The sequence below is a fragment of the Microbacterium enclense genome (assembly GCF_004022425.1).
Classification (GTDB): domain Bacteria; phylum Actinomycetota; class Actinomycetes; order Actinomycetales; family Microbacteriaceae; genus Microbacterium; species Microbacterium enclense_A.
The window spans coordinates 1-19,377 of sequence record NZ_RBZY01000038.1; the positions used below are offsets into that span (position 1 = coordinate 1).

Genomic DNA, 19,377 nt, shown 5'->3' on the forward strand with positions numbered 1-19,377 from the left:
TCTACGGCCAGGGCATGGGCACCCGCCTACGTCAGTACACCGAACTCGACGGCGGGGTCGTCTTCGGTTACCAGGTCGCCGATCCCACCGCGTACGGCGTCGTCGAATTCGACGGCGACGGCCGCGTGATCTCCCTCGAAGAAAAACCCGCGCAACCCAAAAGCACCTACGCCGTCCCGGGCCTGTACTTCTACGACAACGACGTCATCGACATCGCCCGCCACCTGCACCCCTCCCCCCGCGGAGAGCTGGAGATCACCGACGTCAACCGCACCNCGGTTGATTCACGAGGGACGCTGACCGAGGCCGACGACTCCGCGATAATGAAATCCTCGGCCGACGAGGGTCGGCCACCGATTTCAGCGCGGAAAGGATTCGCCATGGGCGTCGACGACATCATCAACAAGGGCAAGCAGCTCCTCGATCAGAACCGCGACAAGATCGAGGAGGCATTGAAGAGCGAGAAGGCCGAAGAGGTCAGCGACAAGATCCTCGACGGCGCGGCCGATGCGATCAAGAAGGTCGTCCCGACCGAGCACCACGGCAAGGTCGACGAGGTGCGCGAGAACGTCGACAAGAACGTCGGCAACGCCTGACGCCCGCCTCCGCTACACGGCGCCGCCCCCGGGAACGGGGGGCGGCGCCGTCGCGTTGAGGAGCGGGGGCTGAGGATATGCCGGGCGCGACACGCCCGGGTTTGCGACACGCCCGAGCGGCCCGTAGACTATCCAGGTTCCACATTCCGGCGTGCGCTCGGCGCGCGCCAGGATCACTGTCACGGCAGTGCACAGGCGGCGCGTCAGCGCAGGGTCCTGGGCCGCGGGCAGCAGAACACACACCGAAACCCCTCCTCCTTCACAGGATTCGCACGCGTGCGTGCAAGGGGCGGGCCGGATGCCATGGCATCCGGTTTGACAGCTGAACAGCGGTGCAGCATCTCTCGCGAAAGCGAGGGGAAGTGCCAGGGCGCGAGAGCGCCACCGTGCGTCCGATGCCCTTGGTCGGGTAAGACGCGAGAAAGAGAGTGAGCAGACAATGGCGGGACAGAAGATCCGCATTCGCCTGAAGTCGTACGATCACGCCGGACTGGACTCGTCCGCGCGCAAGATCGTCGACACCGTGACCCGTGCCGGTGCCACCGTGGTGGGCCCGGTCCCCCTGCCGACCGAGAAGAACGTCGTGTGCGTCATCCGGTCGCCGCACAAGTACAAGGACAGCCGCGAGCACTTCGAGATGCGCACCCACAAGCGCCTGATCGACATCATCGACCCGACGCCCAAGGCCGTCGACTCGCTGATGCGTCTCGACCTCCCGGCCGATGTCAACATCGAGATCAAGCTCTGAGGTTCGACATGGCTGACATCAACTCCAAGATCTCCAAGGGCCTCCTCGGCACCAAGCTCGGCATGACCCAGGTGTGGGACGAGAACGGCAAGCTCGTTCCCGTCACCGTCATCGAGGTCGCTCCGAACGTCGTGACCCAGCTCCGCTCGGTCGAGAAGGACGGCTACAACGCTGTCCAGATCGGCTACGGCCAGATCGACCCCCGCAAGGTGAACAAGCCCCTGACGGCCCACTTCGAGGCCGCGGGTGTCACCCCGCGTCGTCACCTCACCGAGGTTCGCACCGCGGATGCCGCTGACTACTCGCTCGGCCAGGAGCTCACCGCTGACGGCCTGTTCGAGGCCGGCCAGCTGGTCGACGTCGTCGGCACCAGCAAGGGCAAGGGCACCGCGGGTGTCATGAAGCGCCACAACTTCAAGGGCGTCTCCGCTTCGCACGGTGCGCACCGCAACCACCGCAAGCCCGGCTCCATCGGCGCATCGTCGACCCCGAGCCGCGTCTTCAAGGGCATGCGCATGGCCGGCCGTATGGGTGGCGAGCGCGTGACCGTCCTCAACCTCACGGTGCACGCCGTCGACGCCGAGAAGGGTCTGCTGCTCGTCAAGGGCGCCGTCCCCGGTGCGCGCGGCCGCATCGTCTACGTCCGCAACGCAGTGAAGGGTGCCTGATCTCATGGCTGACTCGACTCTCGCGCTCGACGTTCGCAAGGCCGACGGCAACAAGGCCGGCTCCGTGGAGCTGCCCGCCTCGATCTTCGACGTCAAGACGAACATCCCGCTGATCCACCAGGTCGTCGTCGCCCAGCGCGCCGCCGCCCGCCAGGGCACGCACTCGACCAAGCGTCGTGGCGAGGTCTCCGGTGCCGGTCGCAAGCCCTTCAAGCAGAAGGGCACGGGTAACGCCCGTCAGGGTTCCATCCGCGCACCGCACATGACCGGTGGTGGCATCGTCCACGGCCCGAAGCCCCGCGATTACGGCCAGCGCACGCCCAAGAAGATGATCGCCGCGGCCCTCCTGGGTGCGCTGAGCGACCGTGCTCGCGGCGAGCGTCTGCACGTCGTGGAGTCCTTCGGAATCGAGGGTGCTCCGTCCACCAAGGCCGCGGCTTCGGTGCTGACCGCCTTCGGCGCGGTCAAGAACGTGCTCGTGGTCATCGACCGCGACGACGAGCTGACCGTCAAGAGCGTGCGCAACCTCGCGTACGTCCACGTGCTGACCTTCGGCCAGCTGAACGCTTATGACGTGCTCGTCTCCGACGACATTGTCTTCACCAAGGCCGCCTACGACGCGTTCGTCGCGTCGAAGTCCGGCACCACCGAGGAGGTCTCGGCATGACCGCCGTCAACAAGGACCCGCGCGACATCATCCTGAAGCCGGTCGTCTCCGAGAAGAGCTACTCGCTCATCGACGAGGGCAAGTACACGTTCCTCGTGGACCCCCGCGCCTCGAAGACCGAGATCAAGCTCGCGATCGAGAAGATCTTCAGCGTGAAGGTGGCCTCGGTCAACACGATCAACCGCGTGGGCAAGGCCCGTCGCACCCGCTTCGGCATCGGCAAGCGCAAGGACACCAAGCGCGCGATCGTCAGCCTCAAGTCGGGCACCATCGACATCTTCACGGCAGTCGGCTGACGGTCGGGATAGAGGACAACAACAATGGCTATTCGCAAGTACAAGCCCACGACGCCCGGTCGCCGCGGCTCGTCGGTGGCCGACTTCGCCGAGATCACCCGATCGACGCCCGAGAAGTCGCTGCTGCGCCCGCTGTCGAAGACCGGTGGTCGAAACAACCAGGGCCGCATCACGACGCGTCACATCGGTGGCGGTCACAAGCGTCAGTACCGTCTGATCGACTTCCGTCGTAACGACAAGGACGGCATCGACGCCAAGGTCGCTCACATCGAGTACGACCCCAACCGCACCGCGCGCATCGCGCTCCTGCACTACAAGGACGGCGAGAAGCGGTACATCCTCGCCCCGAACAAGCTGCAGCAGGGCGACGTCATCGAGTCCGGTGCTGGCGCCGACATCAAGCCCGGCAACAACCTGCCGCTGCGCAACATCCCCACCGGTACCGTGATCCACGCGATCGAGCTGCGTCCCGGCGGAGGAGCGAAGATGGCCCGTTCGGCCGGCGCCTCGGTGCGTCTGGTCGCCAAGGACGGTCCTTACGCGCAGCTGCGTCTGCCCTCGGGCGAGATCCGCAACGTCGACGTCCGCTGCCGCGCGACGATCGGCGAGGTCGGCAACGCCGAGCAGTCCAACATCAACTGGGGCAAGGCCGGCCGCAAGCGCTGGAAGGGCGTCCGCCCGACCGTGCGTGGTGTCGCCATGAACCCGGTCGACCACCCGCACGGTGGTGGTGAGGGCAAGACGTCCGGTGGTCGTCACCCCGTTTCGCCGTGGGGTAAGGCCGAGGGCCGTACCCGCCACGCGAACAAGGAAAGCGACAAGCTGATCGTCCGCCGTCGCACCGCCGGCAAGAAGCGTAAGTAGGAGTAGAGGAAGATGCCTCGCAGCCTTAAGAAGGGCCCCTTCGTCGACGAGCACCTGCTTCGCAAGGTCGTCTCGCAGAACGAAGCCGGTTCCAAGAACGTCATCAAGACCTGGTCGCGCCGTTCGATGATCATCCCCGCCATGCTGGGACACACCATCGCCGTGCACGACGGTCGCAAGCACATCCCCGTGTTCGTGACCGAGACCATGGTCGGCCACAAGCTGGGCGAGTTCTCGCCCACCCGCACCTTCCGCGGCCACGTGAAGGACGACAAGAAGGGCCGTCGCCGCTAAGGCGACCGAGGAGGAGAGAGAAATGGTGGAGTCCATCGCACGCGTGCGACACATCCGCGTGACCCCTCAGAAGGCTCGTCGTGTCGTCGCGCTCATCAAGGGGAAGCAGGCCGAAGAGGCCCTCGCCATCCTGAAGTTCGCGCCGCAGGGCGCGAGCGAGCCGATCTACAAGCTCGTCGCCTCGGCGATCGCGAACGCTCGCGTCACCGCCGACAAGACGAACGAGTACCTGGATGACGCCGACCTGTACGTGAAGAACGCGTACGTCGACGAGGGCACGACGCTGAAGCGTTTCCAGCCCCGCGCACAGGGTCGCGCCTTCCAGATCAAGAAGCGCACGAGCCACATCACGGTCGTGCTCGCGACGCCGGAAGACGCTGCTGCGGCCCCGGCTCGCGCCAACAAGAAGGCGAGCAAGTAATGGGACAGAAGGTCAACCCGTACGGCTTCCGCCTCGGCATCACCACCGACCACGTGTCGCGGTGGTTCTCCGACTCGACGAAGCCCGGACAGCGCTACGCCGACTACCTCGCCGAGGACATCAAGATCCGTCGCCTGCTGACCACCTCGCTCGACCGCGCGGGCGTCAGCAACATCGAGATCGAGCGCACGCGTGACCGCGTCCGTGTCGACATCCACACCGCCCGCCCGGGCATCGTGATCGGTCGCCGCGGCGCCGAGGCCGAGCGCATCCGCGCCGACCTCGAGAAGCTCACCGGCAAGCAGATCCAGCTCAACATCCTCGAGGTCAAGAACCCCGAGGCCGACGCTCAGCTCGTCGCCCAGGGCGTCGCCGAGCAGCTCTCCGCCCGCGTGGCCTTCCGCCGCGCGATGCGCAAGGGTCTGCAGGGCGCTCAGCGCGCCGGTGCCAAGGGTGTCCGCATCCAGGTGTCGGGCCGCCTCGGCGGCGCCGAGATGAGCCGCTCCGAGTTCTACCGCGAAGGCCGTGTGCCCCTGCACACCCTGCGCGCGAACATCGACTACGGCTTCTACGAGGCGAAGACGACCTTCGGCCGCATCGGTGTGAAGGTCTGGATCTACAAGGGCGATCTCACCAACAAGGAGCTCGCTCGCGAGCAGGCCAACGCCCCGAAGTCGCGCGGTCGTGACGACCGCGGTGGCGACCGTCGTCGTGGCCCTCGCAATGAGGCCCCCGTGGCAGAAGGAGCGTCGGCGTAATGCTCATCCCCCGTAAGGTCAAGTACCGCAAGCAGCACCACCCCGGTCGTTCGGGCCAGGCCACCGGTGGCACGCAGGTGTCGTTCGGTGAGTTCGGCATCCAGGCTCTGACCCCCGCCTACGTGACCAACCGTCAGATCGAGTCCGCTCGTATCGCGATGACGCGTCACATCAAGCGTGGTGGAAAGGTGTGGATCAACATCTACCCCGACCGTCCGCTCACCAAGAAGCCCGCCGAAACCCGCATGGGTTCCGGTAAGGGTTCCCCCGAGTGGTGGGTTGCCAATGTCAAGCCGGGCCGCGTCCTCTTCGAGGTCGCGGGTGTCAACGAGGAACTCGCTCGTGAAGCACTGACCCGTGCCATCCACAAGCTGCCGCTGAAGGCACGCATCATCAAGCGCGAGGAGGGCGACGCGTAATGGCGATCGGCACCAAGCAGCTCGCCCCGAGCGAGCTCGACACGTTCGAAGACCAGCGCCTCGTCGAGGAGCTGCGCAAGGCCAAGGAAGAGCTGTTCAACCTGCGCTTCCAGTCGGCCACCGGCCAGCTCGAGAGCCACGGCCGCATCCGTGCGGTCAAGCGCGACATCGCGCGGCTGTACACCGTGATCCGTGAGCGCGAGCTCGGCATCCGCGCCACCCCGGCGCCCGTCGAGGCGACGAAGGCGAAGAAGACCAAGGCGAAGAAGGCGGATGCCGCTGACGACGCCGCGAAGGAAGAGGCGGAGTAATGGCTACCGCGAAGAAGGCAGAGGCCGAGGCGCAGGTCGCCGGCCACGAGCACGCCGCGAACGACGTGCGCGACGAGAACGCCCGCGGTTACCGCAAGGCGCGTCGCGGCTATGTCGTCAGCGACAAGATGGACAAGACGATCGTCGTCGAGGTCGAGGACCGCGTGAAGCACCCGCTCTACGGCAAGGTCATCCGCCGCACGTCGAAGGTCAAGGCCCACGACGAGACGAACTCGGCCGGCATCGGCGACCTGGTCGTCATCAACGAGACCCGTCCGCTGAGCGCCACCAAGCGCTGGCGTCTGGTCGAGATCCTCGAGAAGGCCAAGTAAGCCTCGCGGCTGCTTGGAACCCAAGGAGTAACAAGTGATTCAGAACGAATCCCGGCTGAAGGTCGCCGACAACACCGGCGCCAAGGAGCTGCTGACCATTCGCGTGCTCGGCGGCTCGAACCGCCGGTACGCGGGCCTGGGCGACGTCATCGTCGCCACGGTCAAGGACGCGATCCCCGGTGGAAACGTCAAGAAGGGCGACGTGGTCAAGGCCGTCGTCGTCCGCGTGGTCAAGCAGACCCGTCGTCCCGACGGCTCGTACATCAAGTTCGACGAGAACGCCGCCGTGATCCTGAAGAACGACGGGGAGCCCCGCGGCACCCGCATCTTCGGACCGGTCGGTCGTGAGCTTCGTGACAAGAAGTTCATGAAGATCGTCTCGCTCGCCCCGGAGGTCATTTGATCATGGCGAAGATCAAGAAGGGCGACCTGGTTCAGGTCATCTCGGGCGCCAAGCCCGAGCGCGGCGGAGACCGCGGTAAGCAGGGTAAGGTCCTCGAGGTCCTCACCGAGCAGAACCGCGTCATCGTCGAGGGCGTGAACTACGTCACCAAGCACAACCGCGTGGGTCAGTCCCAGCGCGGCACCAAGACCGGCGGCATCGAGACGTTCGAAGCCCCGATCCACATCTCGAACGTCGCGCTCGTCGACCCCTCGACCAAGAAGCCGACCCGCGTCGGCCACCGCGTCGAGGAGCAGGTGAAGGACGGCGTCAAGCGCACCGTCCGCGTGCGTTACGCGAAGAAGTCAGGCAAGGACCTCTGAATATGAGCACCGACACTGCCGTGGAGGCTGGCAAGATCCAGCCCCGCCTGAAGCAGAAGTACAACACCGAGATCAAGAAGGCCCTGCAGGAGGAGTTCGGCTACGCGAACGTCATGCAGATCCCCGGTCTGGTCAAGGTCGTCGTGAACACCGGTGTCGGCGAGGCCGCTCGCGACAGCAAGGTGATCGATGGTGCGGTCGAGGACCTCACCAAGATCACCGGTCAGAAGCCCATCGTCACCAAGGCTCGTAAGTCCATCGCGCAGTTCAAGCTGCGCGAGGGTCAGGCCATCGGTGCGCACGTCACCCTCCGTGGCGACCGTGCGTGGGAGTTCGTCGACCGCCTCGTCAACCTCGCGCTGCCCCGTATCCGCGACTTCCGCGGCCTCTCGGCCAAGCAGTTCGACGGCAACGGCAACTACACCTTCGGTCTCCAGGAGCAGTCCGTGTTCCACGAGATCGATCAGGACCGCATCGACCGCGTGCGTGGTTTCGACATCACCATCGTCACCACCGCCAAGACCGATGACGAGGGCCGCTCGCTGCTGCGTCAGCTCGGCTTCCCGTTCCAGTCGGCGGACGCTCAGGCCTGAGCCCCCGGGCCCCCGGGATCCCGGGGGCCTCTCATCGAAGGTCGCCTGTCGTGTAACGGCAGTCGAAACCTCATGATCGAAAGAAGCAACACATGACGATGACAGACCCGGTCGCAGACATGCTGACCCGTCTGCGCAACGCGAACTCGGCGCACCACGACTCCGTGTCGCTGCCGAGCTCCAAGCTCAAGACCCACATCGCCGAAATCCTCAAGCAGGAGGGTTACATCGCCGAGTGGTCCGTTTCGGACGCGCGCGTCGGCCAGACCCTCACCATGACGCTCAAGTACGGCCCGAACCGCGAGCGGTCGATCGCCGGCATCAAGCGCGTGTCGAAGCCCGGTCTTCGCGTGTACGCGAAGTCCACCGAGGTCCCCACGGTCCTCGGCGGCCTGGGCGTCGCCATCCTGTCCACCTCCTCCGGTCTCCTCACCGACCGTCAGGCCGAGCAGAAGGGCGTCGGCGGGGAAGTCCTCGCCTACGTGTGGTGATCTGACATGTCGCGTATCGGACGTCTTCCCATCGACATCCCCGCCGGTGTCACCGTTTCGGTGAACGGCCGGGAGGTCAACGTCAAGGGCCCCAAGGGCGAGCTCGTGCTCACCGTGGCATCCCCGCTCGAGGTGTCGGTCGAGGAGAACCAGGTTCTCGTCACCCGCCCCGACGACGAGCGCGAGTCGCGGTCGCTCCACGGCCTGACCCGCACGCTCATCAACAACAACATCATCGGTGTCACCCAGGGCTACTCCAAGGGCCTCGAGGTCGTCGGCACGGGTTACCGCGTGGCGCAGAAGGGCAGCTCGGTCGAGTTCGCCCTCGGCTTCTCGCACCCCGTCCTCATCGACCCGCCCGCGGGCATCACCCTCACGGTCGAAGGCAACAACAAGCTGACCGTGAGCGGCATCGACAAGCAGGCCGTCGGCGAGGCCGCCGCCAACATCCGCAAGATCCGCAAGCCCGAGCCCTACAAGGGCAAGGGTGTGCGGTACGCGGGCGAGGTTGTGCGCCGCAAGGCCGGAAAGAGTGGTAAGTAGCCATGGCTATCAAGACAAAGTCCGCCGCCCGCGCGCGTCGCCACGCTCGTCTGCGCAAGAAGGTCGTGGGTACGGAGCTCCGTCCCCGTCTCGTCGTGACGCGCTCGGCCCGCCACGTCTTCGTCCAGCTGGTCGACGACAGCAAGGGCCACACCGTGGCCTCGGCCTCGACGCTCGAGGTCGACCTGCGTTCGTTCGACGGTGACAAGACCGCCAAGGCCCGCAAGGTCGGCGAGCTCGTCGCCGAGCGCGCAAAGGCCGCCGGCTTCTCGGACGTCGTGTTCGACCGCGGTGGTAACCGTTATGCCGGTCGTGTCGCCGCGATCGCCGAAGGCGCCCGCGAAGGAGGGCTGAACCTGTGAGTGACAACAAGGAGACCGAAGTGACCGATCAGACTGCACCGACTGAGGGTGCGGCTGGGTCCCAGGCACCCGCCGAGCGTGAGCGCGAGCCCCGCCGCGGAGGTCGCGAGCGCAACGCCAACCAGCGTGACCGCGGGTCGCGCGACCGCAACGAGAGCCAGTTCCTCGAGCGCGTCGTGACGATCAACCGCGTCTCGAAGGTCGTCAAGGGTGGTCGTCGCTTCAGCTTCACGGCGCTCGTCGTCGTGGGCGATGGCAACGGCGTCGTGGGTGTCGGCTACGGCAAGGCCCGCGAAGTTCCGCTCGCCATCTCGAAGGGTGTCGAAGAGGCCAAGCGCAACTTCTTCCGCGTCCCGCGCTCCGGCTCGACCATTCCCCACCCCGTTCAGGGTGAGGCTGCCGCCGGTGTGGTGCTCCTGCGCCCCGCCGCCGCCGGTACCGGTGTTATCGCCGGTGGTCCCGTCCGCGCCGTCCTCGAGTGCGCCGGCATCCACGATGTCCTCTCGAAGTCGCTCGGCTCGTCGAACACGATCAACATCGTGCACGCGACCGTCGAGGCGCTGAAGTCGCTCGAAGAGCCCCGCGCCGTGGCCGCCCGCCGCGGTCTGGAGTTCGACCAGGTCGCCCCGGCCCGCCTCGTGCGCGCCGAGGCCGCCGCTCAGAAGGTAGGTGCCTGATGGCCGAGCGTCTGAAGGTCACGCAGATCAAGTCCAAGGTGAGCGAGAAGCAGAATCAGCGCGACACGCTGCGCTCGCTCGGTCTCAAGCGGATCGGCGACTCGGTCGTCCGTCCCGACGACGCGCAGACGCGCGGTTACGTCAAGACCGTCGCCCACCTCGTCAAGGTTGAGGAGATCGACTAATGGCTGACAAGAAGGACGAGACCGCTACGGTCGACGCCCCGAAGAAGGCTCCGGCCCGCAAGACGGCCGCCAAGAAGGATGCCGCTCCCGCGGCGCGCCCCGGCGTGCTGAAGGTGCACCACCTGCGTCCCGTCCCCGGCGCTCACACCGCCAAGACCCGTGTGGGTCGCGGTGAGGGCTCGAAGGGTAAGACGGCCGGTCGTGGTACCAAGGGAACGAAGGCCCGTTACCAGGTCAAGGTCGGCTTCGAGGGTGGGCAGATGCCGCTGCACATGCGCACCCCCAAGCTCCGTGGCTTCAAGAACCCCTTCCGGGTCGAGTACCAGGTCGTCAACCTCGACAAGCTGGCCGAGCTCTACCCGCAGGGCGGCGACGTGACCGTCGTCGACCTGGTGGCCAAGGGCGCCGTGCGCAAGAACGAGAAGGTCAAGGTGCTCGGCACCGGCGACATCTCGGTCGCGCTGAACGTGTCGGTCGACAAGGTCTCCGGCTCCGCCGAGCAGAAGATCGTCGCCGCCGGCGGCTCCATCAACTGACGTCACACCCGTAAGGGGCCGGCGGCCGTGTGGCCGTCGGCCCCTTCTGGGTTAGTCTGATTCCGTGTGCGCCTGGTCGCGCGCCGAGATCGTTCTGGAGGAATCCCCTTGTTCAGCGCCATCGCGCGGGTTTTTCGCACGCCCGACCTGAGGCGGAAGATCGCCTTCACGCTGGGCATCATCGCCATTTACCGGCTGGGTGCCCACGTGCCGACGCCTTTCGTCGATTTCCCGAACGTCCAGCGCTGTCTGGCGGCCTCCGGGAGCACGGAGGGCCTGCTGTCGCTGGTGAACCTGTTCTCCGGTGGGGCGCTGCTTCAGCTGTCGATCTTCGCGCTGGGCGTCATGCCGTACATCACGGCCACGATCATCGTGCAGCTGCTGCGCGTGGTGATCCCTCACTTCGAGACGCTGTACAAGGAGGGTCAGGCCGGCCAGGCCCGTCTGACGCAGTACACGCGCTACCTCACGATCGCGCTGGCCCTGCTGCAGTCCACGACGCTGATCACGGTCGCGCGCTCCGGTCAGCTCTTCGGCACCGGTGGTGCTCCCGAGTGCCAGCAGCTGCTCACCAACGACATCTGGTGGGCTCAGCTGCTCATGATCATCACGATGACCGCCGGTACGGGTCTCGTCATGTGGTTCGCGGAGCTCGTCACCGAGCGTGGTGTCGGCAACGGCATGTCGATCCTGATCTTCACCTCCATCGCGGCCACGTTCCCGGCCGCGATGCTGTCGATCCTCAACGCGCGTGGCGTCGAGATCTTCCTGCTGGTCCTCGCGGTCGGCATCGTCGTGGTCGCGCTGGTGGTGTTCGTGGAACAGTCCCAGCGCCGCATCCCTGTGCAGTACGCCAAGCGCATGGTCGGGCGCCGCACCTACGGCGGAACCAACACGTACATCCCGATCAAGGTCAACATGGCCGGCGTCGTGCCCGTCATCTTCGCGTCGTCGTTGCTCTACATCCCGGCGCTGATCGCTCAGTTCAACCAGCCCCAGGCGGGCCAGGAGCCGGCCGGCTGGGTGACCTGGATCTCGCAGTACCTCACGCGCGGTGACCACCCGCTGTACATGCTGGTGTACTTCCTGCTGATCGTCGGCTTCACGTACTTCTACGTCGCGATCACGTTCAACCCGGTCGACGTGGCCGACAACATGAAGAAGTACGGCGGGTTCATCCCCGGCATCCGCGCGGGTCGTCCGACGGCCGAGTACTTGGATTACGTCCTCACGCGCATCACGTTGCCGGGTTCCATCTACCTCGGCCTCATCGCCCTGCTGCCGCTCGTGGCGCTGGCGACGGTCGGTGCCAACCAGAACTTCCCGTTCGGCGGCGCATCGATCCTCATCATCGTCGGTGTCGGCCTCGAGACGGTGAAGCAGATCGACGCTCAGCTCCAGCAGCGTCACTACGAGGGGCTTCTGCGATGAGCGCGCGTCTTCTGATCGTCGGACCCCAGGGGTCGGGCAAGGGCACCCAGGGCGTCCGCGTCGGCGAGGCGCTCGGGATCCCGGTCGTCTCGACCGGTGATGTCTTCCGCGCCAACGTCTCCGAGGGCACGGAGCTGGGTCTCCAGGTGCAGTCGATCATCGACGCGGGAGATCTCGTCCCCGACGAGCTGACCAGCGCTGTCGTGCGCGACCGACTCTCTCAGGCGGATGCCGCGGAGGGGTTCCTCCTCGACGGCTACCCGCGCAACCTCGCCCAGGTCATGCACCTCGACGAGTTCCTCGAGGGTCGTGACGAGAAGCTGGACGCCGTCATCGCGCTGATCGTCCCGCGCGAGGAGTCGCTCGCTCGCCTGACGGCGCGCGCGACCGAGCAGGGCCGTGCGGATGACACGGAGGAGGCGATCGCCACGCGCCTCGCCATCTACGAGCGCGAGACCGCCCCGATCCTCGACGTGTACGGCACCCGAGGCATCGTCGATGAGATCGACGGCGTCGGGAACCTCGACGAGATCACCGCGCGCATCTTCGCCGCCCTCGAGGCGCGCGGCGTGCGTCCGGCTCGCTGACGTGGTCCTGCGTTCCTCGATCTACAAGAAGCCCGCGCACCTGCGCGCGATGGTCGAACCGGGCCTAATCACGGCCGCGGCGCTGGATGCGGTGCGCGAGCTCATCGCGCCCGGGGTCACGACGCTCGATCTCGACGCGGCCGCGTCCCGTGTGATCACCGGACGCGGCGCGGTTTCGAACTTTCAGATGGTCCGGGGCTACCGGCACACGATCTGCGCGTCCGTCAACGAGCAGGTGGTGCACGGCATCCCGAACGACAGACCGCTGCAGGCGGGAGATCTGCTCTCGATCGACGCGGGCGCGGAGTTCCGCGGCTGGAACGGCGATTCCGCGTTCACCGTCGTCGTTCCGGGTGACGCCCCGGAAGACCTCGTCGCACCGCGGCGCCGGCTCTCCGAGGTCACCGAAGGCTCGCTCTGGGCGGGAATCGCCGCGCTCAGCCGCGCGTCCCATCTCGGTGAGGTGAGTGCGGCGATCCAGCAGTACATCGACGACCACGCGCCCGCCGAGGGATACGGCATCCTGCGTGATTACGTCGGACACGGGATCGGCCGCAAGATGCACGAGTCGCCGAGCGTCTTCAACTACCGGGTGCCCGACCGCGGCGCCGAGGTCCGCCCCGGACTCGCCGTCGCGATCGAGCCGATGGTCGTCATCGGTGATCAGGCGACATTCGTCGAAGACGACGGCTGGACGGTCTCGACGGTCGACGGCACGGCCGGCTCTCACTGGGAACATAGCGTCGCCGTGCACGATGGAGGGGTCTGGGTCCTCACCGCTTCCGACGGCGGTGCGGAGAAACTGGCACCCTTCGGTGTGGTGCCGAAGGAGATCGACTGATGATGATGGCCGCGGCGCGCAAGTCCCCGAACTGGTTCGCGATCGGGGTGACGGCGGCCGCGGTGGTCGTCGTCCTCGTGATCGCCGGAGTCGTCTGGTTCGCCAACAGTCAGGCGACCTCGCCCGGAACGGTGCCCGAGTCCTCCGCGGTCAACGCCGAGACGGGCGCCATCTCCATCGGCTCGGGAGACCAGACCGTCGACACGTACGTCGACTTCATGTGCCCGATCTGCAACTCCTTCGAGCAGGCCTACGGTCCGACGCTGCAGCAGTTGGCCGATGAGGGCACCATCACGCTCAACATCCATCCGATCTCCATCCTGGACGCGCAGTCCCAGGGCACGCAGTACTCGACGCGAGCGGCCAATGCCGCGTACTGCGTCGCCGTGGATGACCCCGCCAACGTCCCCGCCTTCGTGACGGCGATGTATGCGCAGCAGCCCAGGGAGCAGACCGCCGGCCTCGACGACGCGACACTCGCGACCATCGCGAAGGACGCCGGGGCCTCGGATGCCGTGGCCTCCTGCATCGACGACGGCACCTACACGAGGTTCGTCACCGCGATGACGAGAGAGACGCCGTCCCAGACGGGGTCGGGAATCGCGACGCCGACGATCGCCATCAACGGTACGGTGCTGGTCAACCAGACCGACCTGACGGGCGACCCGCAGAAGGACATCGTCGACCGACTCAACGGATGAGGTGAGGCGGCGAGTTGCCGCATCCGGCCGTACCACGTATGCTTGATCTTTGGTGCGTTGCGCCTTCCTTGGCGTGTCGCAGCACCAAATCCCCATCCACCGCAGACCGGCCGGTCTGCAATGAGCGTGAGCGAGTTTATGGCGAAGAAAGACGGTGTCATCGAGATCGAGGGCACGGTGTCCGAAGCACTGCCCAATGCGATGTTCCGTGTCGAACTGACCAACGGTCACAAGGTGCTCGCCACCATCTCGGGCAAGATGCGGCAGAACTACATCCGCATCATTCCCGAAGACCGCGTCGTCGTCGAGTTGAGCCCCTACGACCTCACCCGCGGTCGTATCGTCTACCGCTACCGCTGAGTCCGGCCGAGAAGTAACGAACCGCTCCGGCGGGTCGAAGACAGCGAACAGGAAACACCCCATGAAGGTCAACCCCTCCGTCAAGCCCATCTGCGACCACTGCAAGGTGATTCGTCGTCATGGGCGCGTGATGGTGATCTGCAAGAGCAACCCGCGCCACAAGCAGCGCCAGGGCTGAGTCGCGCGGATCCCGGATCCGCGGCGACTCGACGAACGATTTCCAACTGAATACTCAACGGCAGGATCAGAACCCGCACTGCGGGGGACACCTCGGGGCGGAGGCCCGGGCACCGATCCTGCTCCACACCTCCACGACACTCTGAGGAGAGCCGCATGGCACGTCTCGCCGGCATCGACATCCCGCGCGACAAGCGCGTGGTGATCGCACTTACCTACATCTACGGCGTGGGCCGTACCCGCTCCACCGAGATCCTCACCGCGACCGGCATCAGCCCGGACGTCCGCGTCAAGGACCTCACCGACGACCAGCTGGTCGCCCTGCGCGACCACATCGAGGGCACCTACAAGGTGGAGGGTGACCTTCGCCGCGAGGTCGCCGCCGACATCCGCCGCAAGGTCGAGATCGGTTCCTACGAGGGCCTGCGCCACCGCCGCGGCCTCCCCGTGCGCGGTCAGCGCACGAAGACGAACGCGCGTACCCGCAAGGGCCCCAAGCGCACCGTCGCCGGCAAGAAGAAGGCGCGCTAGGCCTCCGCCGGCGCAGGATTCAGGAGAACCGCACATGGCACAGGCCAAGTCCGCTGCGCGCAAGCCGCGCCGCAAGGAGAAGAAGAACATCGCCGTGGGTCAGGCCCACATCAAGTCGACGTTCAACAACACCATCGTTTCGATCACCGATCCCTCCGGGGCCGTCATCAGCTGGGCGTCGTCCGGCGGCGTCGGCTTCAAGGGCTCGCGCAAGTCGACGCCCTATGCCGCCGGCATGGCAGCGGAGTCCGCTGCCCGCCAGGCCCAGGAGCACGGCGTGAAGAAGGTCGACGTCTTCGTGAAGGGCCCCGGCTCGGGTCGCGAGACCGCGATCCGCTCGCTCACGGCCGCCGGCCTCGAGGTCGGCTCGATCCAGGACGTGACGCCGCAGGCCCACAACGGCTGCCGTCCGCCGAAGCGCCGTCGCGTCTGACGCATCGTTCCCGGGGAGTGCTGGTCACTCCCCGGGAACGCTCGCGCTCTCGCGCACCCCCACGGACATTTCGGATGCCGCAGGCCCCCGGGTCGGCGGCATCCGCGAGTACAACTCAACACCTCACCCCATTACACGTGTCATATAGCGGGCACGTGATCGAAAGGAACACATAGTGCTCATCGCACAGCGTCCCACTCTGACCGAGGAGAAGATCGGGGAGTTCCGTAGCCGTTTCGTCATCGAGCCGCTCGAGCCCGGCTTCGGTTACACGATCGGCAACGCGCTGCGTCGCAGCCTCCTGTCGTCGATCCCCGGCGCGGCCGTCACGAGCATCCGTATCGACGGCGTCCTCCACGAGTTCAGCACCATCCCGGGCGTGAAGGAAGACGTCACCGAGATCATCCTGAACATCAAGCAGCTCGTGGTCTCGAGCGAGCGCGATGAGCCCATCACCGCGTACCTGCGCAAGACGGGTGCCGGCGAGGTCACGGCGGCGGACATCTCCGCTCCCGCGGGCGTCGAGGTGCACAACCCCGAGCTGGTCATCGCCACGCTCAACGACACGGCGAAGTTCGAGCTCGAGCTCACGATCGAGCGCGGCCGCGGCTACGTCTCGGCGACCCAGAACCGCAACGAGTACGCCGAGGCCGGTCAGATCCCGATCGACTCGATCTACTCGCCGGTCCTCAAGGTCAGCTACCGCGTCGACGCGACGCGCGCAGGTGAGCGCACCGACTTCGACAAGCTCGTCCTGGACGTCGAGTCGAAGCCGTCCATCGCGCCGCGCGACGCCGTCGCGTCCGCCGGTCGTACGCTCACCGAGCTGTTCGGTCTCGCCCGTGAGCTGAACGTCGAGGCCGAGGGCATCGAGATCGGCCCCGCGCCGGTCGAGACGGTCCTCTCGAACGAGCTGTCGATGCCGATCGAAGACCTCGACCTCTCGGTGCGTTCGTACAACTGCCTCAAGCGCGAGGGCATCAACACCGTGTCGGAGTTGGTCGCCCTCTCCGAGACCCAGCTGATGAACATCCGCAACTTCGGTCAGAAGTCGGTCGACGAGGTGCGCGACAAGCTCACCTCCCTCGGCCTGTCGCTCAAGGACTCGGTGCCCGGTTTCGACGGCGCTCAGTTCTTCGGCGGCTACGACGACGAGACCGTCTGACCCGTCGGACCCGACCGAACCTTCCTACTGGAGTAATACGACATGCCCAAGCCCACGAAGGGTCCCCGCCTCGGCGGCGGCCCGGCCCACGAGCGCCTGCTTCTCGCGAACCTCGCGGCGGCCCTGTACACCCACAAGTCGATCAAGACGACCGAGACCAAGGCCAAGCGCCTGCGTCCGCTCGCGGAGCGCCTCATCACGTTCGCGAAGCGGGGTGACCTCCACGCCCGTCGTCGCGTCCTGTCGGTGATCGGTGACAAGGAGGTCGTGCACACCCTCTTCACCGAGATCGCCCCCCTGGTGGCGGACCGCGATGGCGGCTACACCCGCATCACCAAGGTCGGCAACCGCAAGGGCGACAACGCCCCCATGGCCGTGATCGAGCTCGTCCTCGAGCCCGTCACGAAGAAGCCGTCGACGTCCAAGGCCGCCCCGGCCGCCGCTGCCGCCCCCGCCGCGGAAGAGGCTCCGGCCGAGGAGACCGCCGCCGACGAGACCCCCGCCGCCGACGAGGCCGCCGACGCCGGCGCCGAGTCGCCCGAGGAAGGCGCCGCTGCCGAGGCAGCCGCTGCGGACGCGGTCGAGGACGACGCCAAGGCGTGATCCGTTCCCTCGCACGGTGGCCCTCTCCCGCTCGGGAGAGGGCCACCGTCGTTCCCGCGGGCTACGCCTAGGCTGGATCAATGCGTATCCGGCTCGACATCGCCTACGACGGCACGCACTTCCGTGGGTGGGCGCGGCAGCCGGGACTCCGGACCGTCCAGGGGGTGCTCGAGGACGCGCTGACCCGCATCGTCGGCGGCGAGCTTCGCTTGGTGGTCGCGGGACGCACGGATGCCGGGGTCCACGCCTCCGGCCAGGTGGCACACCTCGACCTCGACGAGGAGCAGGTCGCGCGCCTGCCGCGTCGACGACGCGAGGGGGACGAGCCGGACGGAGTCGCGGCTCTCGCCGGCCGGATCCGCGGCGTCCTGGGGGCCTATCCCGACGTCACGGTGAGCCGTACCGTCCGCGCCCCGGACGGGTTCGACGCCCGCTTCTCGGCGGTCTGGCGCCGTTACGTCTACCGCATCGCGGATCTCGAGACCGGGTACGATCCCCTCGAACGATCGCGGACGACGACGGTCAAGGCGCAGCTGGATGTGGAGGCGATGGATGCCGCTGCTCGAAGCCTCATCGGCCTCCATGACTTCGCCGCCTACTGCAAGGCGCGTGAAGAGGCCACGACCATCCGGACGCTGCTGGAGTACGACTGGCGTCGTGACGCCGTGGGGACGCTGATCGCCCACGTTCGCGCCGACGCGTTCTGCCACAGCATGGTGCGCGCTCTCGTCGGTGCGTGCGTGGCCGTGGGCGAGGGCCGGATCGACGTCGACCGTGTGGTGGCGATCCGAGACGCCGTAGCTCGGCTCCCGGATACGAAAGTCCTCGCCGCGCGCGGTCTCGTGCTGGCCGAGGTGGGCTACCCCGCCGTCGAGCTGTTGGCATCCCGTGCTGAACAGACGCGGAACCGCCGCGACGCCGACGACATCGGTTCCTGAGCGTTTCGCAACCCTCGGGGGGCTGCGGGGTACGTCGTCCTAGGCTGGCTTCGTCATGAAGGTCATCTCGTACAACTTGCGCAAGCACCGCGCGGCGGGCGAACTCGCCGCTCTCGTCGATGCCCACTCGGCCGATGTGCTGTGTCTCCAGGAGTGCGACACGCGAGATATCCCGGCGGAGATCTCGGGACTCCGCCTGGCCGAGGCGACACAGCGCAACCGTCTCGGCCTTGCCGTGTACTACCGGGAGAACACGTTTCGTGCGGTGGAGATTCGGGCCATCGCCTTGAAGAAGTCTCTCCACGACTACGTCTTGAAACCCGCCGAGGAACGGATGCTGGGCGTCCGGCTCCGCGACATCGACGACGGCCACGAGATCATCGTGGCGTCCTTCCACGCTGCGCCTCTGACGGCATTGAACTCTCTCCGCCGTCACCAGATCCGCACGGCGCTCACCGAGCTGCAGGCTCTCGGGCCCGGTCTCCCTGCCCTGATGGTGGGCGACTACAACTACCCCGTGTTCAAGGAGAACCTCGGTCAGGCGGTGCGCGACCAGGGGTACGAGCTCACTCTCAGCGACTCGCGTACCTACACCCGATACCGCTTCTTCAAGGGGCACTACGACTTCGCGACGTCGATCGGATGGGACATCGCGCACATCCGTACCCTGCCCCAGGGGCTGAGCGACCATCTGCCGATCCTCATCACGGCGCAGGTCACGGCCACCCCTCCCACGGTCGCAACGACGGCGGAGTGACGTCGTCCCCCGCCGTCCTGCTCCGCGACGGATCGGGGGTCTCGGCTCAGGCGTCGAGGGCGTGACGGTGCCGGCGCACCGTGGTGCCGACGGCGATGGCACCGCCGGCCAGGGCGAGAGTGCCGCCACCGATCCAGAAACCTAGCACCGGAGCAGCCGTCCCGCCGATGAGGCTCGCCGAGGCGTGCGTGTCCGCGTTCCCCGGCGGGTCGGACGTGGCCGCGCCGGCGGTCGCAGGCAGGGCCAGCGCGGCGCCCGCCACGAGCGCGGCGGTGGCGAGGGAGCGGACCAACGTGTACGTCATGCGGCACCCACTTGCATCGAGGA

At 66.8% G+C, this 19,377-nt stretch carries 33 protein-coding genes and 1 pseudogene; 33 read left to right on the forward strand and 1 reads right to left on the reverse strand.

The window, feature by feature from the left end:
- The 33 genes and pseudogenes from D8Y23_RS17310 to D8Y23_RS11200 form a co-directional block, all read left to right on the forward strand.
- A pseudogene (locus D8Y23_RS17310) lies at nt 1-279 on the forward strand (sugar phosphate nucleotidyltransferase); the annotation flags it as partial.
- Nucleotides 280-1,035: 756 nt separating this feature from the next.
- A complete protein-coding gene (gene rpsJ / locus D8Y23_RS11045) occupies nt 1,036-1,344 on the forward strand; it encodes a 30S ribosomal protein S10 (RefSeq protein ID WP_013584016.1) in 309 nt (102 codons plus the stop codon).
- Between the two features lie 8 nt (nt 1,345-1,352).
- Nucleotides 1,353-2,012: a 50S ribosomal protein L3 gene (gene rplC / locus D8Y23_RS11050; protein ID WP_128218194.1), complete on the forward strand. Its 660-nt coding sequence runs from the start codon at nt 1,353-1,355 to the stop codon at nt 2,010-2,012.
- 4 nt (nt 2,013-2,016) lie between these two features.
- The gene (gene rplD / locus D8Y23_RS11055) at nt 2,017-2,679 is read left to right on the forward strand and encodes a 50S ribosomal protein L4 (RefSeq protein WP_128218195.1); all 663 of its coding nucleotides are present in this window, start codon (nt 2,017-2,019) and stop codon (nt 2,677-2,679) included.
- Entirely contained in the window at nt 2,676-2,975 is a 300-nt protein-coding gene (gene rplW, locus D8Y23_RS11060) for a 50S ribosomal protein L23 (protein WP_128218196.1), read from the forward strand. Before rplD ends, rplW begins: the two co-directional genes overlap by 4 nt.
- 24 nt (nt 2,976-2,999) lie before the next feature.
- Nucleotides 3,000-3,839 carry a 50S ribosomal protein L2 gene (rplB, locus tag D8Y23_RS11065; RefSeq protein WP_077049578.1) on the forward strand — a complete coding sequence of 280 codons (840 nt, stop codon included), beginning with the start codon at nt 3,000-3,002 and terminating at the stop codon, nt 3,837-3,839.
- A 12-nt stretch (nt 3,840-3,851) separates the two neighbouring features.
- Nucleotides 3,852-4,133: a 30S ribosomal protein S19 gene (gene rpsS / locus D8Y23_RS11070; RefSeq protein ID WP_013584011.1), complete on the forward strand. Its 282-nt coding sequence runs from the start codon at nt 3,852-3,854 to the stop codon at nt 4,131-4,133.
- A gap of 22 nt (nt 4,134-4,155) precedes the next feature.
- Complete coding sequence (rplV, locus tag D8Y23_RS11075) at nt 4,156-4,554, forward strand: 50S ribosomal protein L22 (RefSeq protein WP_058623970.1); 399 nt, start codon at nt 4,156-4,158, stop codon at nt 4,552-4,554.
- Nucleotides 4,554-5,312 carry a 30S ribosomal protein S3 gene (gene rpsC / locus D8Y23_RS11080; RefSeq protein ID WP_058230882.1) on the forward strand — a complete coding sequence of 253 codons (759 nt, stop codon included), beginning with the start codon at nt 4,554-4,556 and terminating at the stop codon, nt 5,310-5,312. Before rplV ends, rpsC begins: the two co-directional genes overlap by 1 nt.
- Nucleotides 5,312-5,731, forward strand: a complete 420-nt coding sequence (rplP, locus tag D8Y23_RS11085; protein WP_077049577.1) for a 50S ribosomal protein L16 — start codon at nt 5,312-5,314, stop codon at nt 5,729-5,731. Before rpsC ends, rplP begins: the two co-directional genes overlap by 1 nt.
- Nucleotides 5,731-6,042 (forward strand): 50S ribosomal protein L29, encoded by a 312-nt coding sequence (gene rpmC / locus D8Y23_RS17220; RefSeq protein ID WP_128218197.1) that lies wholly within the window; start codon nt 5,731-5,733, stop codon nt 6,040-6,042. The genes rplP and rpmC overlap by 1 nt, the downstream gene beginning before the upstream one ends.
- Nucleotides 6,042-6,374, forward strand: a complete 333-nt coding sequence (gene rpsQ / locus D8Y23_RS11095; RefSeq protein WP_022877835.1) for a 30S ribosomal protein S17 — start codon at nt 6,042-6,044, stop codon at nt 6,372-6,374. The genes rpmC and rpsQ overlap by 1 nt, the downstream gene beginning before the upstream one ends.
- 34 nt (nt 6,375-6,408) lie before the next feature.
- Nucleotides 6,409-6,777 (forward strand): 50S ribosomal protein L14, encoded by a 369-nt coding sequence (rplN, locus tag D8Y23_RS11100; RefSeq protein WP_013584005.1) that lies wholly within the window; start codon nt 6,409-6,411, stop codon nt 6,775-6,777.
- Nucleotides 6,778-6,779: 2 nt separating this feature from the next.
- Nucleotides 6,780-7,139: a 50S ribosomal protein L24 gene (gene rplX, locus D8Y23_RS11105; protein WP_063256603.1), complete on the forward strand. Its 360-nt coding sequence runs from the start codon at nt 6,780-6,782 to the stop codon at nt 7,137-7,139.
- Nucleotides 7,140-7,141: 2 nt separating this feature from the next.
- On the forward strand, nt 7,142-7,732 hold the full coding sequence (rplE, locus tag D8Y23_RS11110; RefSeq protein WP_076491310.1) for a 50S ribosomal protein L5: 591 nt from the start codon (nt 7,142-7,144) through the stop codon (nt 7,730-7,732).
- Nucleotides 7,733-7,824: 92 nt separating this feature from the next.
- On the forward strand, nt 7,825-8,223 hold the full coding sequence (rpsH, locus tag D8Y23_RS11115) for a 30S ribosomal protein S8 (RefSeq protein WP_128218198.1): 399 nt from the start codon (nt 7,825-7,827) through the stop codon (nt 8,221-8,223).
- A 6-nt stretch (nt 8,224-8,229) separates the two neighbouring features.
- The gene (gene rplF / locus D8Y23_RS11120) at nt 8,230-8,766 is read left to right on the forward strand and encodes a 50S ribosomal protein L6 (protein ID WP_128218199.1); all 537 of its coding nucleotides are present in this window, start codon (nt 8,230-8,232) and stop codon (nt 8,764-8,766) included.
- A 2-nt stretch (nt 8,767-8,768) separates the two neighbouring features.
- Nucleotides 8,769-9,128, forward strand: a complete 360-nt coding sequence (gene rplR / locus D8Y23_RS11125) for a 50S ribosomal protein L18 (RefSeq protein ID WP_022877830.1) — start codon at nt 8,769-8,771, stop codon at nt 9,126-9,128.
- A complete protein-coding gene (gene rpsE / locus D8Y23_RS11130) occupies nt 9,125-9,805 on the forward strand; it encodes a 30S ribosomal protein S5 (RefSeq protein ID WP_128218200.1) in 681 nt (226 codons plus the stop codon). The genes rplR and rpsE overlap by 4 nt, the downstream gene beginning before the upstream one ends.
- Nucleotides 9,805-9,990 (forward strand): 50S ribosomal protein L30, encoded by a 186-nt coding sequence (gene rpmD / locus D8Y23_RS11135; protein ID WP_013583998.1) that lies wholly within the window; start codon nt 9,805-9,807, stop codon nt 9,988-9,990. The genes rpsE and rpmD overlap by 1 nt, the downstream gene beginning before the upstream one ends.
- Nucleotides 9,990-10,526, forward strand: coding sequence for a 50S ribosomal protein L15 (gene rplO, locus D8Y23_RS11140; protein WP_128218201.1), 537 nt, complete (start codon nt 9,990-9,992; stop codon nt 10,524-10,526). Before rpmD ends, rplO begins: the two co-directional genes overlap by 1 nt.
- A gap of 108 nt (nt 10,527-10,634) precedes the next feature.
- Nucleotides 10,635-11,957, forward strand: coding sequence for a preprotein translocase subunit SecY (secY, locus tag D8Y23_RS11145; RefSeq protein ID WP_128218202.1), 1,323 nt, complete (start codon nt 10,635-10,637; stop codon nt 11,955-11,957).
- Nucleotides 11,954-12,544: an adenylate kinase gene (locus tag D8Y23_RS11150; RefSeq protein ID WP_128218203.1), complete on the forward strand. Its 591-nt coding sequence runs from the start codon at nt 11,954-11,956 to the stop codon at nt 12,542-12,544. The genes secY and D8Y23_RS11150 overlap by 4 nt, the downstream gene beginning before the upstream one ends.
- Nucleotide 12,545: 1 nt before the next feature.
- Nucleotides 12,546-13,385: a type I methionyl aminopeptidase gene (gene map / locus D8Y23_RS11155; RefSeq protein WP_128218204.1), complete on the forward strand. Its 840-nt coding sequence runs from the start codon at nt 12,546-12,548 to the stop codon at nt 13,383-13,385.
- A complete protein-coding gene (locus D8Y23_RS11160) occupies nt 13,385-14,086 on the forward strand; it encodes a DsbA family protein (protein WP_128218205.1) in 702 nt (233 codons plus the stop codon). Before map ends, D8Y23_RS11160 begins: the two co-directional genes overlap by 1 nt.
- Nucleotides 14,087-14,224: 138 nt before the next feature.
- A complete protein-coding gene (infA, locus tag D8Y23_RS11165) occupies nt 14,225-14,446 on the forward strand; it encodes a translation initiation factor IF-1 (RefSeq protein WP_013583992.1) in 222 nt (73 codons plus the stop codon).
- Between the two features lie 61 nt (nt 14,447-14,507).
- The gene (gene rpmJ / locus D8Y23_RS11170; protein ID WP_005050492.1) at nt 14,508-14,624 is read left to right on the forward strand and encodes a 50S ribosomal protein L36; all 117 of its coding nucleotides are present in this window, start codon (nt 14,508-14,510) and stop codon (nt 14,622-14,624) included.
- A gap of 155 nt (nt 14,625-14,779) precedes the next feature.
- Nucleotides 14,780-15,154, forward strand: coding sequence for a 30S ribosomal protein S13 (rpsM, locus tag D8Y23_RS11175; protein ID WP_128218206.1), 375 nt, complete (start codon nt 14,780-14,782; stop codon nt 15,152-15,154).
- A 34-nt stretch (nt 15,155-15,188) separates the two neighbouring features.
- Nucleotides 15,189-15,587 carry a 30S ribosomal protein S11 gene (gene rpsK, locus D8Y23_RS11180; RefSeq protein ID WP_013583990.1) on the forward strand — a complete coding sequence of 133 codons (399 nt, stop codon included), beginning with the start codon at nt 15,189-15,191 and terminating at the stop codon, nt 15,585-15,587.
- 175 nt (nt 15,588-15,762) lie between these two features.
- Nucleotides 15,763-16,752, forward strand: coding sequence for a DNA-directed RNA polymerase subunit alpha (locus tag D8Y23_RS11185; protein WP_022879045.1), 990 nt, complete (start codon nt 15,763-15,765; stop codon nt 16,750-16,752).
- 42 nt (nt 16,753-16,794) lie between these two features.
- Complete coding sequence (rplQ, locus tag D8Y23_RS11190) at nt 16,795-17,355, forward strand: 50S ribosomal protein L17 (protein WP_128218207.1); 561 nt, start codon at nt 16,795-16,797, stop codon at nt 17,353-17,355.
- 80 nt (nt 17,356-17,435) lie between these two features.
- The gene (truA, locus tag D8Y23_RS11195) at nt 17,436-18,293 is read left to right on the forward strand and encodes a tRNA pseudouridine(38-40) synthase TruA (protein WP_128218208.1); all 858 of its coding nucleotides are present in this window, start codon (nt 17,436-17,438) and stop codon (nt 18,291-18,293) included.
- Between the two features lie 55 nt (nt 18,294-18,348).
- Nucleotides 18,349-19,050, forward strand: a complete 702-nt coding sequence (locus D8Y23_RS11200) for an endonuclease/exonuclease/phosphatase family protein (RefSeq protein WP_128218209.1) — start codon at nt 18,349-18,351, stop codon at nt 19,048-19,050.
- Nucleotides 19,051-19,096: 46 nt separating this feature from the next.
- Here the strand turns inward: D8Y23_RS11200 and D8Y23_RS11205 are convergent, their stop codons facing one another.
- Nucleotides 19,097-19,354: a hypothetical protein gene (locus tag D8Y23_RS11205; RefSeq protein ID WP_128218210.1), complete on the reverse strand. Its 258-nt coding sequence runs from the start codon at nt 19,352-19,354 to the stop codon at nt 19,097-19,099.
- Nucleotides 19,355-19,377: the final 23 nt, after the last annotated feature.